Origin of the sequence: Pseudomonas akapageensis (assembly GCF_011355085.1) — a bacterium.
GTDB classification, from domain to species: domain Bacteria; phylum Pseudomonadota; class Gammaproteobacteria; order Pseudomonadales; family Pseudomonadaceae; genus Aquipseudomonas; species Aquipseudomonas akapageensis.
The window spans coordinates 318,636-338,447 of sequence record NZ_VXCP01000002.1 but is presented as its reverse complement, the minus strand read 5'-3'; the positions used below and the strand labels follow the sequence as shown (position 1 = coordinate 338,447).

The following is a 19,812-nucleotide window of genomic DNA, read 5'->3' as shown; positions in this document are numbered from 1 at the left end:
TTTTGCCGTGCTTTCACACTAATGGGGCGCGGCGCCCTCAATACACGTCGCGCAGATAACGCTTGTCGCGGCTCATACCTGCGACATACGCCTCGGCATCTTCGACGCTCAAGCGGCCATGCTCGCGCACCACCGCCTTGAGCGCGGCATCGACATCCTTGGCCATGCGGCTGGCATCGCCGCAGATATAGAAGTGCCCGCCCTCCTCCAGCCAGCGCCAGAGCTGCGCACCCTGCTCGAGCATGCGTTGCTGGACGTAGATCTTCTGCTCCTGATCACGGGAAAACGCCGTGTCCAGGCGATGCAAATGCCCGTCGCGCTGCCAGGCCAGCAACTCATCGCGATAGTAGAAATCGCTGGCGGCACACTGCTCGCCGAACAGCAGCCAGTTCTTGCCCGTCGCGCCGATGGCCTGACGTTCCTGCAGAAAGGCGCGAAACGGTGCCACACCGGTGCCCGGGCCGACCATGATCATGGGTGCCTGGGAATCCTGCGGCACACGGAAATGCGCAGACTTCTGGGCGAAAATCGGCACCAGCCCATGTTCGGCACGGTCGGCCAGGAAGGCCGAGCAGACGCCACTGCGTGCCCGGTCGTTGTGCCGATAGCGCACGGTGGAAACGGTCAGATGCACCTCTTCCGGGGTGACCTTGGGGCTCGAGCTGATGGAGTACAGCCTCGGTTGCAAGGGCTTGAGCAAGCCCAGCATTTCCTCGACCGCCAGTTCCAGCGGGAACTCATGCAGCAGGTCGATCAACTGCCGGCCCCAGAGCCAATCCTTCAGTTCGGCCTTGCGCTCGGGTGCCAGCAATTCGCGCAGGCGCTGGCTGCCATTGCGCTCGGCGATGAAGCTCAGCCAGTCCGGGGTAATACGGGTGATCTCCAGGTGCTTTTGCAGCGCCACGGCCAGCGGCAACTCGCCTTGATCCTTGATGTGGACATGGGCGCTGCTGTCCAGCCCGAGGGTGCCGAGCAGGTCTTCCACCAGGGTCAGGCAGTTGCTGGGCCAGACGCCCAGGGCATCGCCCGCCTGATACTCGAACCCGGAATCCTTGAGATCGAAAACGATCTGCCGGGTTTCCTTCGCTGCGCCCGGGCTGTTGAGCAGGCGATTGTGCAGCAACCGCGCCTTCCAGGGGCGCTGCCTGCTGTAAAGGTCGCTGCTGCGCTTGTCGGTCTGGACCGGCTTGACGGTGGATTTCAGGGCAGGCGCGCCGACCAGGGCCGAGCTGACCTTGCTCAACCATTGCTCGGCCAGTTCCTGATACTCCGGCTCGCAATCGACCCGTTCGGCCAGGCGCTGCGCCCCCAGTTCGACCAGGCGCTGATCGAGCTTGCGGCCAAAGCCGCAGAACTGATCGTAACTGGAGTCGCCCAGCGCCAGCACGGCAAAACGCAGCCCCGCACAGCGCGACGCCGCTTCACCCTGCAAGGCCTGCCAGAGTGCCGCGCCATTGTCCGGGGCATCGCCATCGCCGAAAGTACTGGCGATCAGCAGGACGCTGGCGGCGCTGTACACCTCATCCAGGGTTACCGCATCCATGCTGCTCAATTGCACGGATTGATCGCCATGACGCAGCTGTTCGGCACACTGCGTAGCCACGGCTTCAGCGTTGCCAGTCTGCGAAGCCCAGAGCACCAGATGTCGTGCCAACGAATCAACGGGCGCCTGTTGCGCAATCGGCTGCAGCGGGATCAGCGCCCCACTGACACGGGTCAGCGCAACCGCACAGAACTTGAACGCCGGTTGCAGCGAGATCGGGTCGACCGCATCGCAGGTCACGGCATTGATGGCCAGGTCTTCGCCGAACACATCGTTCCAGTGAAAGGGCGCGAAGCAGGTGCCGGGCCGTACCCGGTCGCTGATCTGTGCCGGCAACACGGCATGGCCGCGCCGTGAACGTACCTGCACCTGGTCGCGCTCGGCGATGCCCAGGCGCGTGGCATCCTCGGGGTGGATCTCGATGAAGGGCCCGGGATTGAGCTTGTTCAGCGTCGGCACCTTGCCGGTCTTGGTCAGGGTGTGCCACTGGTGCTGCAGGCGGCCGGTATTGAGCACCAGCGGGAAGGCGTCATCGGGCATCTCGGCGGGCGGCAGGTGTGGACGAGCGAAGAAGCGCGCCTTGCCGCTGGCAGTGGCGAAGGCAATCGCCGGGCGCTGGCCGTCGGCGTCGAACCTGAGGGCCTGGCTCACCCCATCGTTGAGGTAGCGGATCGGGTTGCGGTCTTCGCTAGCGCCTGGAGCGCAGGGCCATTGCTGCGGTGCCTGGCGCAGGCGTGAATAGCTGGCGCCACGCATGTCGTAACCGGTGGCCGGGTTCCAGGCGCGCTTGATTTCCTCGAACACTTCCTCGGCGCTGCCGTAGTCGAAGGCATCGGCATAGCCCATTGCGCACGCCACACGGGCAATGATCTGCCAGTCGGGCAAGGTTTCGCCCGGGGCGTCGACGGCCTTGGCCATCAGCGTCAGGTTGCGCTCGGAGTTGATCATCACCCCTTCGGCCTCGGCCCACAGGGCGCCCGGCAAGAGGATGTCGGCATAGCGATTGGTTTCGGTATCGAGGAAGGCGTCCTGGGTGATCACCAGTTCGGCGGCCTGCAATCCTTCGATGACCTGCTGGCGATTGGGCACGCTGGCCACCGGATTGGTGCAGATGATCCAGCAGGCCTTGATGCTGCCGGCGCGCATGGCCTCGAACATGGCCACGGTGCCCTCGCCCGCTTCGGCGCGCAGGCTGCCCAGAGGGATCTGCCAGAGGTTTTCGATAAAGCGCCGATCAGCTTCGACCAGGGCCGAGCGCTGGCCCGGCAGGCCTGGGCCCATGTAGCCCATTTCACGCCCGCCCATGGCGTTGGGTTGGCCGGTCAGCGAGAACGGCCCGCTGCCCGGACGGCAGATCGCCGCCGTGGCCAGGTGCAGGTTGCACAGGGCATTGGTGTTCCAGGTGCCATGGATGCTCTGGTTCAAACCCATGGTCCAGCAACTCATCCACTCCGGCGCCTGACCGATCCAGTCGGCAGCCAAGCGGATATCGCTTTCGGCGAGGCCGGTTATCGTTGCCGCTTTTTCGGGGGTGTAGTCCTCGAGAAAGGCCGGCATTTCGTCCCAGCCTTCGGTGTAGCGGGCAATGAAATCAGCATTGACCCGGCCGCTTTTCAGCAGCAGATGGAGCAGGCCGTTGAGCAGGGCAAGGTCGGTGCCCGGCTTGATCTGCAAGTACAGGTCGGCCTTGTCGGCGGTGGCACTGCGGCGCGGGTCGACCACGATCAGCCGGGCCCCGGCCTTGACCCGGTCCATCATGCGCAGGAACAGAATCGGGTGACAGTCGGCCATGTTCGCGCCGGTGACGAAGAACAGGTCGGTCTTGTCGAAATCCTGATAGCTGCCGGGTGGTCCATCGGCACCCAGGGACAGTTTGTAACCGCTGCCGGCACTGGCCATGCACAGGCGTGAATTGGACTCGATGTGACGGCTGCGAACGAAGCCCTTGGCCAGTTTGTTGGCCAGGTACTGGGCCTCCAGTGACATTTGCCCGGAGACATAGAAGGCCAGGGCGTCGGGACCGTGCTGGTCGAGCAGCGCCCGCAACCTGGACGCTGTTGCGCTGATGGCGGCATCCATGCCGACCCGCACCGGGTCGCGCTGGCGTTCGTGGCGCATGAAAGCGTGCTCCATGCGCCCGGATTCGGCGATGGCCTGGCCGCAGGTCGTACCCTTGGTGCACAGACGGCCAAAATTGGTCGGGTGCTGTTTGTCGCCACTGACCTTGATCACCCGGTTGTCGGCGACATTCATGACGATGCCACAGCCCACACCGCAATAAGGACAGACACTGCGAACCGTTGTGCTGGTCATACGCGTACCCCATGGCCTTTGTGGCCTTGAAACAAAAAGGCGCCCTGTTGCCCTCCGCTCTTCAAGTGAGCGGGGGGCAACACGGCGCCTTTGTCGTGAACAGTGCAGTCTGCGTTGACTGCTGGATACGCGTGTTATTGCAAGGCACGCGCCAAAACCGGCAAATCCTTTGGAAACAAGGGGTACGGCTGTCAGCCGAAGACCGATTGCCACACGGGTGCACCGCCAGGGTGCCGCCGCGCCCCAAACCGAGGCGAAAACATCCCGATACCACCGCATCGGGAAACGATCAGAGAAGATCGGATATAGCCACTTGCCACCTGAGCAAGCCCTGGTGCATAAAACAGCTTCAATTTGACAAGGACGTTAACTTTGCGCCTTTTCCATCGAGTCCTGCTCCTGTTGGCAGCCCTGATCGTGATGGGCATTTGCGTGGCGCTCTACTACGTCGCCCGCCCCAACCTGCCTCGATACAACGCGCCCCAGAGCCTCGAATACCTTGAGCAATGGAGCGAGGCCGACCGGCAGACCTACTACTACACACCCCAGGGCACTCAGGTCAAAGGCCTGCACTACGACTGGTTCACCGCCCTGGAACTGCCCTTCTCCGACGAACGTTTCGCCGCCCCCGAGCATCTGGCCCGCTTCGGTTTTCTGATCGACCCGGCGCAAAAGGCCAGCGCACAGAACCCGGGCAACCTGCCCGTGGGGTTTGCCCGCCACCAGAATGCCGGCGACAGCGCCCAGTACCTGGACATCACCTGCTCGGCCTGCCACACCGGTGAGCTGCGCTACAACAATCATGCCGTACGCATCGACGGCGGCAGCGCCCAGCATGTGCTGCCGGCAAGCGTACCGACCCTGCGCGGCGGCAGCTTCGGGCAGGCGCTGGTCGCGAGCATCGCTGCCACCTATTACCTGCCGTGGAAGTTCGAACGCTTTGCGCGCACGGTGCTGGGTGAGCGCTACGAGCAGGACAAACACGCATTGCGCAGTGCCTTCAAAGCGTCGCTGGACACCTTCGTCAAGGTTGCCTGGAACGATACCCATCGCGGCCTCTACCCGACACTTGAAGGTCCGGGCCGCACCGATGCCTTTGGCCGTATCGCCAATGCCTCCTTCGGTGACGCCATCAGTGCCAATAACTACCGCATCGCCAACGCCCCGGTCGATTACCCGCAGCTTTGGGATATCTGGGCCTTCGACTGGGTCCAGTGGAACGGCTCGGCGCAGCAACCCATGGCGCGCAATATCGGCGAGGCCCTGGGGGTCGGTGCGACGTTGAAGTATTTTGACACCGACGGACACCCGCTGACCGGTGATGCCCGCTACCCATCCAGCGTTCGAGTGCGCGACCTGAACCTGATCGAGGAAACCCTGCAACGGCTCAAGCCGCCCGTCTGGCCCCAGGCCCTTTTTGGCCAGATCGATCCAGTGCGCGCCAGCCAGGGACGAGCCCTGTTCAGGGAAAATTGCGCGGGCTGTCATGTGCCGGAGGTGCAGAGCGGTGGCCCGCGCCCCGTGCAACGGCTGAAGATGTTGCCGGTCGAGGCCATCGGCACCGACCCGACGGCAGCCGACAATATTGCCGACCATCGCTTCGACCTGAGCGAATTGAAATGGGCCCCGGCGGAGCTGGCTAGGCTCGATGTCGAGCTGCATTCGGTCGACGGTGAGCTCGACATGAAGCAATTGTCGGTGGCCCAGGGCCTGGCGTATGTCACGGCCTTCGTCCAGGCCAACGCCTACCGGGAAGCCAATGTGACCCCGGCCGAGCGCCCGCGCCTGGATGGTTACGGCCTGCCCATCGGCGTGCGCGAGTTGCGCGCCTACAAAGCGCGCCCGCTGGCGGGTGTCTGGGCCACTCCGCCGTTCCTGCACAACGGTTCGGTGCCCAGCATTTACCAACTGCTCTCGCCCCAGGACGAACGGTCGACTACGTTTTACAGAGGCACAGTCGAATACGATCCACGCCACCTGGGCTATCGCACCGAAGCCTTCCCCGGCGGTTTTTTGTTCGATACCCGGATCACCGGCAACCACAACGGCGGTCACGAATTCCGCGCCGGGCCGCGCGGCAAGGGCGTGATCGGGCGCTTGCTGGAACCCCGGGAGCGCTGGGCGCTGCTGGAATACCTGAAAGTGCTCGGTAGCCCACTGGAGACGCAATTGCCATGAATGGATCAAGCACTCCCGGATTGTTGGCCCGCCTTTGGCTGGGCCTTGGCAGGCGGCTGATCGAAACGCTGATGTGGTCGATCGCCCTGGGGCTGCTGGGTTGGCTGCTGGCCAGCCTCTGGTACGGCTGGAAAGAAACAGGCCCGGTCTCGGCCAAGGAGCAGATCCCGCCGGACGAGGCGGCCATGACCCAGGACATCATCCAGACCGCCATCCGCATCGTCGACCAGCACCGCGGCGACACCCGCTACCTGCGTGATGCCCACGCCAAGGCCCATGGTTGCGTGAAGGCCGAAGTGACGGTACCCCAGGATCTGCGTGCGGAAATGCGCCAGGGCGTCTTCGCCGAGCCCGGCAAGCAGTGGCAGGCCTGGATGCGCCTGTCCAATGGCAATCCCTACCCGCAGTTCGACAGCATCCGCGACGCCCGTGGCATGGCCATCAAACTGCTGGACGTTACGGGCAAGCCGTTACTGAGCAGCCAGGCGGACCGCAGGGAACAGGACTTTGTCATGTTCAACCACCCGAACTTTTTCGTTCGCGACGTGGCCGAATACCGCCAGAACATCGCCGCCCAGGCAGACGGCAAGAAATTCCTGGCTTTCTTTCCCGGCAAAGACCCGCGCACCTGGGAGATCCGCCACCTGTTCATCGCCCTGGGCACCCTGGCCCCGGCACCGGACAGTCCGCTGCTGACCACTTACCACTCGGTGTCGCCGTACAAGTTCGGCAAGGCCAATGCCAAGTTCCGCGTCATCCCGGACCCGGACAACTGCCCGGCCTACACCCTGCCCGCGCAAAATCGCGACCTGCCCAACTTCCTGCGCAGCGCGCTGTATCAGCAACTGTCCACTGACCGCGTCCCGGCCTGCTTTGCCTTGCAGGTCCAGCGCCAGAACGTCCACCAGTACATGCCCATCGAAGACACCAGCATCAGATGGCGGGAAGACCACTCCCCCTTCGAAACCGTCGCGCACATCCGCGTTCCGCCCCAGGATTTCGACACGCCGGAGCAGAATCTGATGTGCGATAACCTGTCGTTCAACCCATGGCACGGGATCGAGGCGCATCGGCCGATTGGTGGCATCAACCGGTTGCGCAAGGCGGTCTACGAGGCGGTGAGCGAGTATCGGCATGCCCGGAATGGCAATGGCAATGGCAGCCTGTAATCAAATGGACTCGCCCGCGATAGCCTCGGCCGCGGTGCCCCTGACGATCCGCGTCGCCAGGATCGCGGGCAAGCCCGCTCCGACACAAAGCCCGTCATGGGTTAGCGTGGGCTGGGTTGATCCATGACTGCGGCAATCAATGCTTGCGCCGATTCAAGCTGCTGGATCAGGCCAAGCACCAGGGATTTGTCATTAAGGTGCAGGTTGTCGACCACATCCCAGGCGGTAGCTTCGGCGCATTCGATCAGGAGGGTTGCGTGGGCCAGTGCATCATCGGCCGGGATGCCAGCGCGCACGGTGAACATGGGTAGGCCGTTGCTGTCGACGGTGCCGAAGGGTTTTTCGAGGGTGACGGCAAGAGTGGAGGTTGAGGCAGGCGGATCGGGGACGATTTTGATCATGGTGCGTTCCTTTAAGAGTGAAGCCGCACCTATTCGCTGCGAAACAAATAAGGTGGCAGCTGTACGCGGGTTCGCAGACCGAGGAACACACCAATTCGGCGCACCCGAAGGTGCCCCACGCACAGCCGCCATAACGAGAGAGTCAGGCAGGTAAAAACCCCGAAACTCGGAAATGAACGTTGCTTTGGTATGTTCAAGGCTGCGAAACCCGGTCGCCGAATTGGCAGCGACGAGGCAACACTAACCACCCAAAAACATAGAAGCAACAGCGTTCAAAGCGGGCTGATTATGCTTGGGAAACATCGCGCATGAAATAGAGAAAAGCCCTACAACGCAATGATTGTAGAAGTGGGTCTTGCCGGACCGCCGCGATTGCTTCACCGCGGTGTTTCCGTCTCACCGTGGCGCGAGCATCGCGGGCAAGCCCGCTCAAAGACCCGGTGATACACCCAGCAACAATTACTTATAAACATATTGATATGCTGAAGAAGACTTATGTTTTACTTATTTATTGTCGAGTAACTGAATTCGAAAGACCATGAAGCACATGACGAACGCACCTACTGACGTTCAAATCATCAACGGGCCGGATGGCAAGCCGGCATTCGTCGTCATCCCCTACGAGCAATACATTGCCCAGCAGGTCGAAGCCGATCTGATTCCTCATCAGGTGGTCAGCCGCATCGTCGATGGCGCAACGCCCATTCGTGCCTGGCGGGAACACTTGAACCTCACTCAAGATGAAGTGGCCAAGCGGATGGGAATTTCTCAGCCCGCGTTCGCTCAGCAGGAGGCTGTGAACAAGCCGCGCAGGGCTACCCGCGAGAAAATTGCTCGGGCGTTTGGTATCAAGGCGGATCAGCTGGAGTTGTAGCGGGACGCGGAGCGTCCGGGGGATGCATTCCCACGCTGGAGCGTGGGAACGAGGTGCTGCGCGATTGTGTAAACCCCAGACAGCAAAAAGCCCGCACTAGGCGGGCTTTCCGGTGGATCACAAGCGTTCAGTGGTCTTGTGTTCCTAATATGGCGCAGCGGACGGGACTCGAACCCGCGACCCCCGGCGTGACAGGCCGGTATTCTAACCGACTGAACTACCGCTGCGCATAACACTGAGAAGAGATTGGTGGGTGATGACGGGATCGAACCGCCGACCCTCTGCTTGTAAGGCAGATGCTCTCCCGGCTGAGCTAATCACCCTTTCACTCTCGGTGTGGCGCGCATTCTACGGAGCGACCCCACCTCTGGCAAGCACTTTTTTAAATATTTTTTTCAGGCGTTCCAAACACTTAGCGCAGGGTTGGCCTCGGGCACCGGCTCGGAGAATAATGCCTGCCTTATGTGTGTAAGGAGAGCGTCACCCCATGTGGTTCAAAAACCTGCTTGTCTATCGCCTGACCCAAGACATTCCTTTTGACGCCGAGGCACTGGAAACCGCACTGGCCACCAAACCGGCGCGCCCTTGTGCAAGCCAGGAGTTGACCACCTACGGTTTCGTCGCCCCGTTCGGCAAAGGCGAAGACGCACCACTGGTGCATGTCAGCCAGGACTTCCTGCTGATCGCCGCCCGCAAGGAAGAACGCATTCTGCCAGGCAGCGTCGTACGCGATGCGGTCAAGGAGAAGATCGAAGAGATCGAAACCGAACAGATGCGCAAGGTCTACAAGAAGGAGCGCGATCAGATCAAGGATGAAATCATCCAGGCGTTCCTGCCGCGTGCCTTTATCCGTCGCTCGGCCACCTTCGCCGCCATCGCCCCCAAACAAGGCCTGATCCTGGTCAACGCCTCCAGCCCCAAGCGCGCCGAAGACCTGCTCTCGACCTTGCGTGAAGTGATGGGTTCGCTGCCAGTGCGTCCACTGACCGTAAAAATCGCCCCGACCGCGACCATGACCGAATGGGTCAAGACCCAGCAGGCGGCCCCGGATTTCTTCGTGCTCGACGAGTGCGAACTGCGCGATACCCACGAAGACGGCGGCATCGTGCGGTGCAAGCGTCAGGACCTGACCAGCGACGAGATCCAGTTGCACCTGAGCACTGGCAAGCAAGTGACGCAACTGTCGCTGGCATGGCAGGACAAGCTGTCCTTCGTGCTCGACGACAAGATGGTGATCAAGCGCCTGAAGTTCGAGGAGCTGTTGCAGGACCAGGCTGAAGAAGACGGCGGCGATGAAGCGCTGGGGCAGCTCGATGCCAGCTTTACCTTGATGATGCTGACGTTTGGCGAGTTCTTGCCGGTGATGTTTGAAGCGTTGGGTGGTGAAGAGATTCCGCAGGGGATCTGAATCTGTTGAAGGCCCTTCGGGCCTTATCGCTGGCAAGCCAGCTCCCACAGGTTTATTTGTTGTTCACAAAATTGTGAACTACCGGAGATCCTCTGTGGGAGCGGGCTTGCCGGGGCGCCGGACCGCCGCGATCGACCGCGCAAGCGGTCGCCCTCTCTAATAAGGAATACACCATGCGCGCCCTGGCCGCCCTCAGCCGCTTCGTCGGCAACACCTTCGCCTATTGGGTCCTGCTGTTCGCCATCCTGGCCTTCCTTGAACCCCAATGGTTCATCGGCCTGAAACCCGCCATCGTGCCACTGCTGGGCCTGGTGATGTTCGGCATGGGGCTGACCCTGAAACTCGACGACTTCGCCGAAGTGTCGCGCCACCCCTGGCGTGTTGCCCTTGGCGTGGTCGCGCACTTTGTCATCATGCCGGGCGTGGCCTGGCTGCTGTGCCAGGCCTTCCACCTGCCGGCCGAAATCGCCGTCGGCGTGATCCTGGTCGGCTGCTGCCCGAGCGGCACGGCATCCAATGTGATGACCTGGCTGGCCCGTGGCGACCTGGCGTTGTCGGTGGCCATCGCTGCCGTCACCACCCTGCTCGCCCCCTTGCTGACGCCTGCCCTGATCTGGCTGCTGGCCTCGGCCTGGTTGCCGGTGTCTTTCATGGATATGTTCTGGTCGATCCTGCAACTGGTGCTGCTGCCGATCGTGCTGGGCGTTGCCGCCCAACGCTTGCTGGGCGAACGTGTCCGCCTTGCCGTGGATGTCTTGCCGCTGGTTTCGGTCGTCAGCATCGTGATGATCATCACGGCCGTGGTCGCTGCCAGCCAGGCGAAGATCGCCGAATCGGGCCTGTTGATCATGGCGGTGGTTATATTGCACAACGGCTTCGGGTTTGTGCTCGGCTACTTCACCGGCAAGCTGTTCAAGCTGCCCCTGGCCCAGCGCAAATCCCTGGCGCTGGAAGTCGGCATGCAGAATTCCGGGCTGGGCGCCGCCCTGGCCAGCGCCCACTTCTCGCCGCTGGCGGCGGTGCCGAGCGCGCTGTTCAGTGTCTGGCACAATATTTCCGGGGCGGCGCTGTCGACCTGGTTCCGGCGCATGAGCGATGAGCCGCAGGCTGCTGCCCAGGCATCGCCGAGCAGCACGCACTAAAACCGTGCTTGATCCCCGGAATGATTTTGTGCAATATATTGCACATAGTGAGGACGACCTCACGACTCTTCGAGTGACCATTCTGGGGACGACCCCGTCAGTTGATGGAGGTCATCATGTCCTGGATCATCCTGTTTTTTGCAGGCCTGTTTGAAGTCGGTTGGGCCGTAGGCCTCAAATACACCGACGGTTTCAGCCGCCCTGTCCCTACCGCCCTGACCGTAGCCGCCATGCTGGTAAGCCTTGGCTTGCTGGGCCTTGCCATGAAAGAACTGCCGCTGGGGACCGCTTATGCGATCTGGACCGGTGTCGGTGCGGTGGGTACGGTGATTGCCGGGGTCATTCTGTTTGGGGAATCCATGGCGTTGGTGCGGGTGGCCAGTGTTGGGTTGATTGTTGCGGGGTTGGTGGGGCTTAAAGTCAGCGCCGCTTAAGTCCGCGTTATCGTTCATCGCGGGCAAGCCCGCTCCCACAGGGGAATTGCGCTGCCTTTCTCTGTGGGAGCTGCGGTGCGACGACTCGACTTGCCAGCGATGAGGCCCTAAAGGCTGGCACTCACCCGAGAAGCCACCTCCCCCGGCAACCACGGCTGCCAGATCTGCGGCTGCTCACGCAAAAACCGCTCGGCAACCTCACGCGGCGCCAGACGCTTTTCACTCATTTGCCCCAAGGTCTGGTTCAGCAGATCGATCGGCAAATCGACTTTCTCGAAGAACGCGACCAACTCCGGATGTCCCTGCTTGAAGGGTGCCGAAACACCGATCGACAAGCGCGGTTTGATCGACCGGGTACCCCGTGGGTTCGGGTTGCTGGCATCGGCCAGGGTCTTCCAGGCCTCGGCGTCGAACGGCGGCTCTTCGAGCTTCACCAGCTTGTACTTGCCCAGCAGTGGCGTCGGCGACCAGTAATAGAACAGCACCGGTTTACCGCGTCGGATGGAGGAGCTGACCTCCGCGTCCAGCGCCGCACCGGAGCCTGTACGGAAGTTCACGAAGCTGTCGGTCAAGCCATAGGCCTTGAGCTTCTGGCTGTTGACGATTTCCGACGTCCAGCCGGTCGGGCTGTTCAGGAAGCGCCCGCGATTCGGCGCTTCCGGGTCACGGAACACATCCTTGTAGCGCGCCAGGTCCGCAACCGACTTGAGTTCGGGCGCCAGTGGTTCGATGCCGCGCGCAGGGTCGCCCTTGATCACGAACTCCGGCACCCACCAGCCCTCAGTGGCGCCCTTGACGATTTCGCCCAGGCCAAAGACCTTGCCCTCGGCTTCAGCCTTGACCCAGGGCGGACTGCGGCCGGCCCACTCTTCGCCGATCACCTGGATATCATTCTTGGCCAGGGCCGCCTCCAGGCTGACGGTGCTGCCCGGCAAGGTATCGGTCGGGTAGCCATAGCCCTTTTCGACGATCAAGCGAAGGATCTCGGTAATCAGGCTGCCGCTTTCCCAGGTGATGTCGCCGAAGTGGATCGGCGCCTGCGGTTCGCTCGCAGGTGCGGGCTGGGCGAGCAGGCCGAAGGACAACAAGGTGCCGCCCAACAAGTTCTTGAATGATTTCATGGCCATTGTCCCTTTCCTTAAAAGTCATGGGTGAGCTATGTGTATTAGAAGGCGCCATCCGTTGCGGCCGGCGAGAGGTATTCGAATGACTTGGCCATGTAGTCGCAGACCGAGCGTTGGGAAATGCCCAGTTCGGCCGCGATTTGCGGGTAAGTCAGACCATTGACCCGGGACAGCAGAAAGGTCGCCTTGACCTTGGCAGGCAAAGCGTCAAGCAGGTGGTCGACGTGCTGCAAGGCTTCGAGCATCTCGGCCCGGTCTTCAGGTGACGGCGCCTGATGCTGTTCATCCTGCTGCAGCGCACCGAGGTAGGCTCGCTCCAGATCACGCCGCCGCCACCGCTGATACATCGAGCGCTGGGCGATGGTGGTCAACAAGGCCCGTGGTTCGCGAATAGGCGCAGCAGGCGGTGTGCCGAGCAACTGGACGAAGGCGTCGGCAGCGATATCTTCGGCGCTGGCAATGGAATCGAGGTGGCGGTGCAAGCGTGCACACAGCCACCCATAGTGACTGCGAAACAGCCCGCCCACGTAGTCACTGTGGGGAATGTCGGCGCCGGACATAATGGCTCCAAATATCAATAAATTCGGTATATGTCCGGTGGTCCGGTGCCTGCATCCTAGCAAGGCTGTTTATTCATTAATAATATTAAAAATCTATTTTAATATTCATTTTCGATCATTCACTTCAGTTTTCTCAGCGCAAGCTCGGCAGCCCTGCCTCCTGTGCTTGTCGTTGATAATCCAGCACAATCCGATAATTGTCCTCGGTTGCCGGCAACACTTCACGCAGCCCCAGGGTGGCCGCCACGTGCGGCAACGCTTGCAAGGCCAGGTTCATGGCCCGACGGATCGTTTCGGCCTGGCCCGCGTCGAGGCTCGCTGCGCCGATATAAGGCAGGCAGGGGCTCCAGGCACTTCGCGTAACCACGCGCAACCCCGCCACTTCAGCGCTGGCATGACGCGCCAGATAGGCATAGGTGACACTGTCTACCGCGGCCAGGTCCGCCAGACCTTCCCGCAGCCAGCGCAGGCTTTCCCGGTGGCTGCCACTGAGCGACAACGCCGAGAAGAAGCGACCCTGTCGCTGCAAGGGCGCCACTGTATGGCGCAGCAAGTTCATGCCGGTGTTGGAGTCCTCGTTGTTGATGACGCCACGACTGCCATGGAAGTCCGACAGGCCCTGGCGCGGCTGGTCGTTGCGAGCCAACAGGAGGCTGCAATGACTGCCATCGGCGCTATCGGGCAGCGTGTAACAGGGACGCCCGATGACCCGCACGCGGCCGCGCAACGCGGTCATCAACGGATAGCCGCAGGTCTGGGTCAACAGCAACTGTGGCGATAGAAACAGGGGCATCAGCTCCAGGCTCGCGGGCCTGCTCCGGGACACCTGCAACCGCTCGAGAATACCCGCCAGCCAACGCTCATTGGCCTCACTGATTTCTTGTGGGGCGGTGTACATCAATAGCTCCGCGTATCGGCCTGTCATCTGCACTCCGGGTCAACTGAAAGGGTGTTCGGGGCTGTCGATGGCCCTGATGCCATGTCGACGAAACAGCTCACCATAGCCTTGCACGAGAAAGCCGCCACTGCGCGCCAGCCACTGCTCGCGTCGGGCACGATAGACCCGCGGCAGGTAATACCAGGGCACGCTGGGCAAATCATGGTGGACAAGGTGCAGGTTCAGATTGAGGAACAACCAACGCCACGGCCAGGCCGCTTCATTAAGTACCGTACGCTGCTGCGGAAACTCACTTGGACGATGTTCATAGTACGAACGCACCATCGACAGCGACAACGCCGGTACTGTCACCAGCAGCAGGTAGTGCCAGACCCCAAGCGCACTGTAATGGGCGATGAACGCCAGCATCAGCAAGGTCAGCGCGCCATGGGTCAGCCACATCGACCAGGCTTGTCGATCGCCCTTGCGCAAGCGGGCCAGCTCTTCGTGCGCCAGGCTGAACAGGGCCAGCGGCGCACCGAGCAGCAGACGGCCCAGCAGCGTTTTGTTCAGCCAGTGCAGGCGTTGCTCGAACACCGAACTGTCGCGCCACTGCCGCCGACCCAGGTAGCGGCTTTCCGGGTCGCGGCCGGGCAAAGTCAGGTTTTCATCCCGGTGATGCAACAGATGCGAGTCCCGGTACAGCGTATAGGGGTACCAGACTGCAAAGGGTGCATAACCGAGGATCCTGTTCAGCCAAGGCCAGCGCGTCGGGTGACCGTGCAGCAATTCATGTTGCACGGACAACCACAGCACCAGCAGCAGGATCAGCAGCGCAGTACTGGGCCAGACGCCTAATAGGGGGCTGGCCAGCAGCACGCCAAACCAGCCGCAATAGACAACCATCAGCAGCAGCCAGGTCGGCCATTCGCTACGGGCTGTCAGGGTTTGTTGCAGACGTTCGATTTCGTCGCGTTGAGCATTATCAAGGTAGTGGGCCATCGGCTCGACTCGGGCATGGGCCGACCGATAAGGGTCGACTTCATACCCGATGTGCAACGAGGGCGAAAAATCTTGCAGAAGGTTTGGTGATTAACGCGCCATGCCCCGCAACTCGCTGACCCGCTCGCGCAGCACCCCAGGCTCCGCCACTTCCACCGGCACCGCCGGCCCCGCGACGATGGTCACCCTCGACCACAACCGACGAAACAGCCCCTTGCCTGGATCGCGGCTGAAGAAACTCCCCCACAACCCTTGCAACGCCAGTGGAATAACCGGCACCGGGGTCTCTTCGAGGATCCGCGTCACGCCGCCCTTGAACGCGTCGATCTCGCCATCGGTGGTGAGCTTGCCTTCCGGGAAAATGCACACCAGTTCGCCCTGCTTGAGGTACTCGGCAATTTTCTTGAAGGCCTTGTCATAAATGACCGGGTCTTCACTGCGCCCGGCAATCGGAATGGTGCCCGCCGTGCGGAAGATGAAGTTCAGCACCGGCAGCTGGTAGATCTTGTAGTACATCACGAAACGAATCGGCCGACGCACGGCGCCGCCGATCAACAGGGCATCGACGAAGGACACGTGATTGCACACCAGCAACGCCGCGCCTTCATCGGGAATCTGCTCAAGATCGCGGTGCTCGACCCGGTACATGGAATGGCTGAGCAGCCAGATCATGAAACGCATGCTGAACTCGGGAACGATCTTGAAGATGTAGGCGTTGACGCCGATGTTCAGCAGCGACACCACCAGAAACAGCTGCGGAATCGACAGCTTCACCACACTCAACAACACGATGGTGACGATTGCCGAAACCACCATGAACAGCGCGTTGAGAATGTTGTTCGCGGCAATCACCCGGGAACGCTCGTTTTCCGCCGTGCGCGACTGGATCAGCGCATATAGCGGCACGATGTAGAAACCACCGAACACACCCAGGCCAAGAATATCCAGCAACACCCACCAGGCCTGGGCATGTCCCAGCACGGTCAGCCAGTCATTGGCCTGCACGCTCTGGGGAAAGCTGCCGGAGTGCCACCACAACAACAGGCCGAACAGCGTCAGGCCGAACGAACCGAAGGGTACCAGGCCGATCTCGATCTTGCGCCCGGACAAACGCTCGCACAGCATCGAGCCCAGGGCGATACCCACCGAGAACACCGTGAGAATCAAGGTGACGACGGTTTCGTCGCCGTACAGCCAGTCCTTGGCATAGGCCGGAATCTGCGTGAGATAGATCGCCCCGACGAACCAGAACCAGGAATTGCCGACGATCGAGCGCGACACGGCGGGCGTTTGCCCCAGCCCCAGGCGCAGGGTGGCCCAGGTCTGGCTGAAGATGTTCCAGTCGAGCTTCATTTCAGGCGAGGCTGCCGCCGCACGGGGAATGCCCCGGCTGGCCAGGTAACCCAGGGTCGCTACCAGTACGATTGCGGTGGCGACCACCGGTGCATAGTGAGTGGACGACATCATCACCCCAGCGCCGATGGTGCCCAGGAGAATCGCCAGGAAGGTGCCCATTTCCACCAGGCCATTGCCACCCACCAACTCTTCTTCACGCAGGGCCTGGGGCAGGATCGAATACTTCACCGGGCCGAACAATGACGAATGGGTGCCCATGGCGAACAGCGCCAGCAGCATCATCCACAAGTGGTTGAAGAGAAATGCGGCCGCACCGACCAGCATGATCGCGATTTCGCCCAGCTTGATCAGGCGGATCAATGCGTCCTTGGCGTACTTTTCGCCAAACTGCCCGGCCAGCGCCGAGAACAGGAAAAACGGCAGGATGAACAGCAAGGCACACAGATTGACCCAGATCGTCCGGTCGCCATCGATGCTCAGCTTGTAGAGGATGGCGAGGATCAACGACTGCTTGAAAATGTTGTCGTTGAACGCACCCAGCGACTGCGTAATGAAAAACGGCAGAAAACGCCGCTTGCCCAGCAAACCGAATTGCGACTGATGACTCATCGTCCGTGTACCTGCATGGCGCCGAGAACGGCTAAGGCTTTGTCATTGGAATGCCGGTGGCCGGGGAAAAGCCACATCGGGCCTTCAGATTACCTGATCCTTCCAGGTGCATCTGTAGGCCCTTTCGCAGGTGAACGATTAACCACGCAGATGAGCAATACAGGGCGAAACGAACAACTCGCCGCGCCAGGCACCCTTCACCGTCCGGCTCGCAACGATCAGCCACATGGCCGCCAGCGCCGCCACCAGCACCACCCCTGCCCCGTTGAAGAAACCCAGGTGCAAGGTGCTACCCAATTTGAGCGTCGCCAGCGCATAGACGCCCAACGGAAAGGTGAAGCCCCACCAGCCCAGGTTGAACGGAATCCCGCTGCGCAGGTAACGCAAGGTGATCAGCACCGCCATCAGCATCCACCACAACCCGAAGCCCCACAGGGCGATTGCCGCAACAAGGCCAATGCCGCCGGCGATCTCGCCCATGTCCGGCAACCCATTGGCGGCGAATACCGCTGGCGCATCAGCTCCCAGCACGAGCATGCCGAGCGCACCGGTGCCGATCGGGCCCAGGGCCAACCAGCTCGACGCGGCCATGCTGGCGTGTGGCAACTTGTGGAGGGCCATGCGCAGCAACAGGATGGTCAGAATGCTGAATGCCACCGGCACGGAGAACGCCCACAGCACGTAGCTGGTAATCAACACACGAAACTGCTGATGCACATCGACCAGGTGCGGCGCCAGCAAGCCCCCACTGGCCGCAGCCACCTCGGCGGCAACCACCGGCAGCAGCCAGACGGCCGTCATCTGATCGATGCTGTGTTCCTGGCGAGTGAACATCAGAAACGGAATGGCCACGCCACACAGCAGCGCCATGGCCACATCCAGCCACCACAAGACTTCGACGAAAGGCACGATCTGCGCGCCCCAACGGGCAACGCCGAACAAGAGAAAACCATTGATGATCGTGGCCAGGCCCATCGGGATCGTGCCGAAGAACATCGACACCGTCGAATGCCCGAAAATTCGCCGTGCCTCATGGAAGAACATCACCCAGCGAGCGACATAAAGCACGCTGAACAGCATGAACAACGCGATCGTCAGCAGCCACAAGGCTTCGGCCAATGCCGTGAGCATGGGCACTGCCAATTGGGCCAGGGCAAGGGCCAGCACACCGGTGCCCATGGTGGCGGCAAACCAGTTGGGGGTGAACTGACGAATGACTTCGCGGGGGTGTTGCAGATGGCTCAAGGGCCGGAAACGGTGCAGTTGAATCGCGGGCTGCGACATGGTTATCACTCCTGTCCTCTTGTGAGGTCAGGTTATGGTACGGTCGCTGGAAATATCTATAAAATGGGTAATTTCTCTATCTGTTATCTATTTTGCAAATAAACAATGGATTGACGCAGCCGTCACCATTGCCCTTCCAATGATCTCACCGACGTCTTCTCGTTCCCACGCTCCGCGTGGGAACGCAGTGCCAGACGCTCCGCGTCGACCTGGCGGAAGGCAACGCAGAGCGTCGCAGGAGGCATTCCCACGCAGAGCGTGGGAACGAGGTTATGCTCTCGAATTGTTTCAGAGTCCGACTACAAGGAAGTCCGGCATGTTGAAGGCATTCAAAGCCTATTCATCCAGCGTGCGCATGCTGCTCTGGGTCACGTTTATCCTGACCCTGGCGCGGGCAATTACCCTGCCCTATCTGGTCGTGTACCTGGCCGACACCTTTGCGCTGGGCATCAGCGACATCGGCCTGGTCATCGGCAGCGCCTTGTTCGTCGGCTCGCTGCTGAGCCTGTATGGCGGTTACCTGATCGACAAGTTGCGCAGTTACAGCGTGATCATGACTGCGACGCTGATGTTCGCCGCAGCATTCATCGGTGCCATTTCCAGTCGTTCACTGATTCTGTTTTTCCTGTTTCTGGTGCTGATCAACCTGACCCTGGCCGTGGTGGACATCGCCGCCAAGGCGGGCTTCTGCGCGTTGTTGCCGGAAAATGCGCGCAGCGAGGTGTTTTCCATCAAATACACCTTGAGCAACGTGGCCTATGCCGTCGGGCCTTTCATGGGGGCCGGGCTGTTCAAGCTGGATACCCATTGGCCCTTTGTCGTCTCGGCGGGCCTGGGGTTGGTCATGTTTCTGGCCTATCGGCGCTGGGGCGATCGTTCGCCGCAGACGGGCCTGGCCGGCATGCAAAAGCAGGCCTTTGTCGCCGTGGGGCGTCTGTTGCTCAAGGATTACCGGCTGGTGTGCTTCACCCTCGGTGGGGTGCTCAGCGCGGTGGTGTTCGGTCAGTTCACGGCCTTTTTGTCGCAGTATCTTGTGGTGACAACCACGCCTGAACATACCTACCGGGTGATCAGCTATGTGGTGGCGACCAATGCCGTGACCGTGATTGCGTTGCAATACCTGATTGGCCGGCGCATCAGCAGCCGCCGGCTGTTTCCCTGGCTACTGGCCGGCATGGCGATGTTCCTGGTCGGGCTGCTGGGCTTTTCGCTGGCGCAGACGTTGCTGGTCTGGTGCCTGGCGATGCTGGTGTTCACCCTTGGCGAGATCATCGTGATCCCGGCCGAATACATGTTCATCGATACCATCGCGCCTGAGCATTTGCGCGGGATGTATTACGGCGCGCAGAATCTTTCCAACCTGGGTGCGGCGCTGGGGCCGGTGATTTGCGGATTTGCCCTGGCGGCACTGGCGCCGCAGGTGATGTTCTACCTGTTGATAGCCTGCGTTGTCGCCGCCACCCTGTTCTACTACCTGGGTGCCTCGGGGCTGGGGCGCCGGGCCTGAGGGCTGCGACGCTGTGCCACTGCTACCTTGG

Annotated in this window: 15 protein-coding genes and 2 tRNA genes; 7 read left to right on the top strand and 10 right to left on the bottom strand. The window is 61.4% G+C overall.

Annotated elements, in window-relative coordinates; genetic code table 11:
- Positions 1-37: 37 nt before the first annotated feature.
- Entirely contained in the window at positions 38-3,856 is a 3,819-nt protein-coding gene (locus F2S13_RS03425; RefSeq protein WP_166359047.1) for a bifunctional nitrate reductase/sulfite reductase flavoprotein subunit alpha, read from the bottom strand.
- Positions 3,857-4,228: 372 nt separating this feature from the next.
- Here F2S13_RS03425 and F2S13_RS03420 point away from each other — a divergent pair, with 372 nt between their 5' ends.
- Together F2S13_RS03420 and F2S13_RS03415 are read left to right on the top strand one after the other, a co-directional pair.
- Positions 4,229-6,034 carry a di-heme-cytochrome C peroxidase gene (locus F2S13_RS03420; protein ID WP_166359046.1) on the top strand — a complete coding sequence of 602 codons (1,806 nt, stop codon included), beginning with the start codon at positions 4,229-4,231 and terminating at the stop codon, positions 6,032-6,034.
- Positions 6,031-7,203: a catalase family protein gene (locus F2S13_RS03415; RefSeq protein ID WP_166359045.1), complete on the top strand. Its 1,173-nt coding sequence runs from the start codon at positions 6,031-6,033 to the stop codon at positions 7,201-7,203. The genes F2S13_RS03420 and F2S13_RS03415 overlap by 4 nt, the downstream gene beginning before the upstream one ends.
- 101 nt (positions 7,204-7,304) lie before the next feature.
- Here F2S13_RS03415 and F2S13_RS03410 read toward each other — a convergent pair whose 3' ends face one another.
- The gene (locus F2S13_RS03410) at positions 7,305-7,604 is read right to left on the bottom strand and encodes a DUF6124 family protein (RefSeq protein WP_166359044.1); all 300 of its coding nucleotides are present in this window, start codon (positions 7,602-7,604) and stop codon (positions 7,305-7,307) included.
- 547 nt (positions 7,605-8,151) lie between these two features.
- On the opposite strand from F2S13_RS03410, the gene F2S13_RS03405 reads away from it, so the two are divergent.
- The gene (locus F2S13_RS03405; protein WP_166359209.1) at positions 8,152-8,478 is read left to right on the top strand and encodes a helix-turn-helix domain-containing protein; all 327 of its coding nucleotides are present in this window, start codon (positions 8,152-8,154) and stop codon (positions 8,476-8,478) included.
- Between the two features lie 150 nt (positions 8,479-8,628).
- Here the strand turns inward: F2S13_RS03405 and F2S13_RS03400 are convergent.
- Together F2S13_RS03400 and F2S13_RS03395 are read right to left on the bottom strand one after the other, a co-directional pair.
- A tRNA-Asp gene (locus F2S13_RS03400) sits at positions 8,629-8,705 on the bottom strand.
- A gap of 20 nt (positions 8,706-8,725) precedes the next feature.
- A tRNA-Val gene (locus F2S13_RS03395) sits at positions 8,726-8,801 on the bottom strand.
- Positions 8,802-8,965: 164 nt separating this feature from the next.
- Between F2S13_RS03395 and rdgC the strand changes: the two genes are divergently transcribed.
- From rdgC to sugE, 3 genes are all read left to right on the top strand, one after another.
- Positions 8,966-9,886, top strand: a complete 921-nt coding sequence (rdgC, locus tag F2S13_RS03390; protein WP_166359043.1) for a recombination-associated protein RdgC — start codon at positions 8,966-8,968, stop codon at positions 9,884-9,886.
- A gap of 173 nt (positions 9,887-10,059) precedes the next feature.
- The gene (locus F2S13_RS03385; RefSeq protein ID WP_166359042.1) at positions 10,060-11,028 is read left to right on the top strand and encodes a bile acid:sodium symporter family protein; all 969 of its coding nucleotides are present in this window, start codon (positions 10,060-10,062) and stop codon (positions 11,026-11,028) included.
- A 116-nt stretch (positions 11,029-11,144) separates the two neighbouring features.
- Entirely contained in the window at positions 11,145-11,462 is a 318-nt protein-coding gene (sugE, locus tag F2S13_RS03380; RefSeq protein ID WP_166359041.1) for a quaternary ammonium compound efflux SMR transporter SugE, read from the top strand.
- Positions 11,463-11,569: 107 nt separating this feature from the next.
- On the opposite strand, the gene F2S13_RS03375 is transcribed toward sugE, so the two are convergent.
- The 6 genes from F2S13_RS03375 to F2S13_RS03350 form a co-directional block, all read right to left on the bottom strand.
- Positions 11,570-12,583: an ABC transporter substrate-binding protein gene (locus F2S13_RS03375; RefSeq protein WP_166359208.1), complete on the bottom strand. Its 1,014-nt coding sequence runs from the start codon at positions 12,581-12,583 to the stop codon at positions 11,570-11,572.
- Positions 12,584-12,627: 44 nt separating this feature from the next.
- Positions 12,628-13,146, bottom strand: a complete 519-nt coding sequence (locus tag F2S13_RS03370; protein ID WP_166359040.1) for a sigma-70 family RNA polymerase sigma factor — start codon at positions 13,144-13,146, stop codon at positions 12,628-12,630.
- 133 nt (positions 13,147-13,279) lie between these two features.
- Entirely contained in the window at positions 13,280-14,071 is a 792-nt protein-coding gene (locus tag F2S13_RS03365; protein WP_166359039.1) for a phosphate/phosphite/phosphonate ABC transporter substrate-binding protein, read from the bottom strand.
- A gap of 12 nt (positions 14,072-14,083) precedes the next feature.
- On the bottom strand, positions 14,084-15,025 hold the full coding sequence (locus F2S13_RS03360; protein WP_166359038.1) for a fatty acid desaturase: 942 nt from the start codon (positions 15,023-15,025) through the stop codon (positions 14,084-14,086).
- Between the two features lie 90 nt (positions 15,026-15,115).
- Complete coding sequence (locus F2S13_RS03355) at positions 15,116-16,990, bottom strand: MFS transporter (RefSeq protein WP_166359037.1); 1,875 nt, start codon at positions 16,988-16,990, stop codon at positions 15,116-15,118.
- Positions 16,991-17,128: 138 nt separating this feature from the next.
- Positions 17,129-18,274: a TDT family transporter gene (locus tag F2S13_RS03350; protein WP_166359036.1), complete on the bottom strand. Its 1,146-nt coding sequence runs from the start codon at positions 18,272-18,274 to the stop codon at positions 17,129-17,131.
- 316 nt (positions 18,275-18,590) lie between these two features.
- Here F2S13_RS03350 and F2S13_RS03345 point away from each other — a divergent pair, with 316 nt between their 5' ends.
- The gene (locus F2S13_RS03345) at positions 18,591-19,781 is read left to right on the top strand and encodes an MFS transporter (RefSeq protein WP_166359035.1); all 1,191 of its coding nucleotides are present in this window, start codon (positions 18,591-18,593) and stop codon (positions 19,779-19,781) included.
- Positions 19,782-19,812: the final 31 nt, after the last annotated feature.